Consider the following 1,795-nt stretch of genomic DNA (forward strand, 5'->3'; position numbering starts at 1 on the left):
CCCAGTTTCCAAACATTAACTATCAAAGAGCATAATTACATCTGTAAAAGCAAACATTCATAGATAACTCCTTAGTTTTTAAAGATCTAGTTTTTACTAGATCTTTAAAGATATATAGTTTTAAATATGAATGAGATTATTTATAAAATATAAAATTAGGAATAAAATTAAATTATAATTTTAAAGATTTAATTTAATATAGTTTGATTATCTAAAACTATAATCATTATATACTAATAATTATAGTATAACAACATACTATAACTTCAAATATATATCCCAATAAATACATATTTTTGTTTACTTTAAGAATTCTCATATAAAACTATGATATAATACAAGCCATAGTTTTAATTTTAATAAGGAGAATTCTCATGAAACTAGTTAAACTTAGTTTAGTAGCAGCTTTGGCTGCAGGTGCTTTTTCAGCAGCTAACGCTGTTTCACTTGAAGAAGCTATAAAAGATGTTGATGTATCAGGTATGTTCAGATACAGATTTGAATCTGATAGATTAGAACAAGGAAATGCTGTTTCTAATGGTTATAATGGTGTTAAAGAAAACAGACATAGATTTAAATCACAAATCAATTTTAAAGCAGCTTTAGATGATAATTTCAAAGCTTTTGTTCAATTCCAATATGGCAATACAAAAGAACCTGGTTTTGGAAATGCTGAAACTGATACTCATAGCACATTTGTTGTTAACCAAGCTTACTTAGAATACACTAACGAAGCTTATGCTACAAATGTACTTTTCGGTAAAATGGAAGTTGACTCAATTTGGACTGATGATGCAGTAGGTACAGGAGCTAAAGTTCTTAACAATTCTATCGAAGGTTTAACTTTTGCAGGTTACTGGTTTGATAGCTTCAATTATACAGATGATGGAGATTTTAATACTAATATTAGCCTAGGTAAAGCTTCTCTTTATGGTGCTGCTGTATTAGGTGATTTTGATCCATTTGCTTTCCAAGTATGGGCTGCTTATTCAAACAACTGGGCGTTCTTATATGCAGTAGATGCTAGCTATAAATTTGCATTCAATGACATGAACTTTAAAATCCAAGGTCAATACTTAGGAAATAGCTTAGACAGTGACAAAGAAGATCGCTTAGGATTAGAAAATGGAAATTTCTACGCTGCTCAAATCCAAGCAAATATTTCTGCATTTGATTTTCAAGCAGGTGTAGTTGGCTTTGGTGATAAAGATAAAACAAGTGTTGTTGTTTTAGAAGATAAAGGTAGTGTAATTGCTCCAGGTGAACAAATTTTCTATTCTGAAGGTAGTGATTTAAGAGGTAGCCATGGCGAAAACTTCTTCTATTTTGCAGGTTTAGGTTATACTTTTGCTGAAACCGTAAGATTAGGATTTGATTATATTGGTGGTAAAACAGAAAGAACAGGTATGAATGATATCGATAAAAATGAGTATATTGCAAGAGTATCTTATGCTTATAGCCCTAAACTTACATTTAGTGGATTCTATTCTTACTTAACAGAAGATTTAAATCAACAAGGCGTTGATGATAGAGATGATCAATTCATCAGACTTGAAGCTTTATACAAATTCTAATTATAAAAGCTAAGCCAAAAGGCTTAGCTTACTATATCTAAAATTATCTCCTCTTTTAATCCTTGTATTTTAATTTCTTTTATTTTTAAATCATTAGGTAGATTTTCTAGCAAAGCTTCTTTGCTATGTATATTTTTACTTGCTAGTATTCTTAATATTTTACCCCTATAAGCCTTTGCAAAGTGACTTAAAGTTTTGGAATTTTTTAAAAAAGTGAGGGT

The 1,795-nt window shown here is 29.5% G+C and carries 1 protein-coding gene and 1 pseudogene; one reads left to right on the plus strand and one right to left on the minus strand.

Annotated features, from left to right (window positions below; all coding sequences use genetic code 11):
• Positions 1-374: 374 nt before the first annotated feature.
• Positions 375-1,574 carry a major outer membrane protein gene (locus tag CAMP5082_RS08125; protein ID WP_337206420.1) on the plus strand — a complete coding sequence of 400 codons (1,200 nt, stop codon included), beginning with the start codon at positions 375-377 and terminating at the stop codon, positions 1,572-1,574.
• 23 nt (positions 1,575-1,597) lie between these two features.
• On the opposite strand, the pseudogene CAMP5082_RS08130 reads toward CAMP5082_RS08125, so the two are convergent.
• Positions 1,598-1,795 (minus strand): annotated as a pseudogene (locus tag CAMP5082_RS08130) (YaaA family protein); the annotation flags it as partial.

Source organism: Campylobacter sp. LMG 17559 (genome assembly GCF_024723605.1).
Lineage (GTDB): Bacteria > Campylobacterota > Campylobacteria > Campylobacterales > Campylobacteraceae > Campylobacter_D.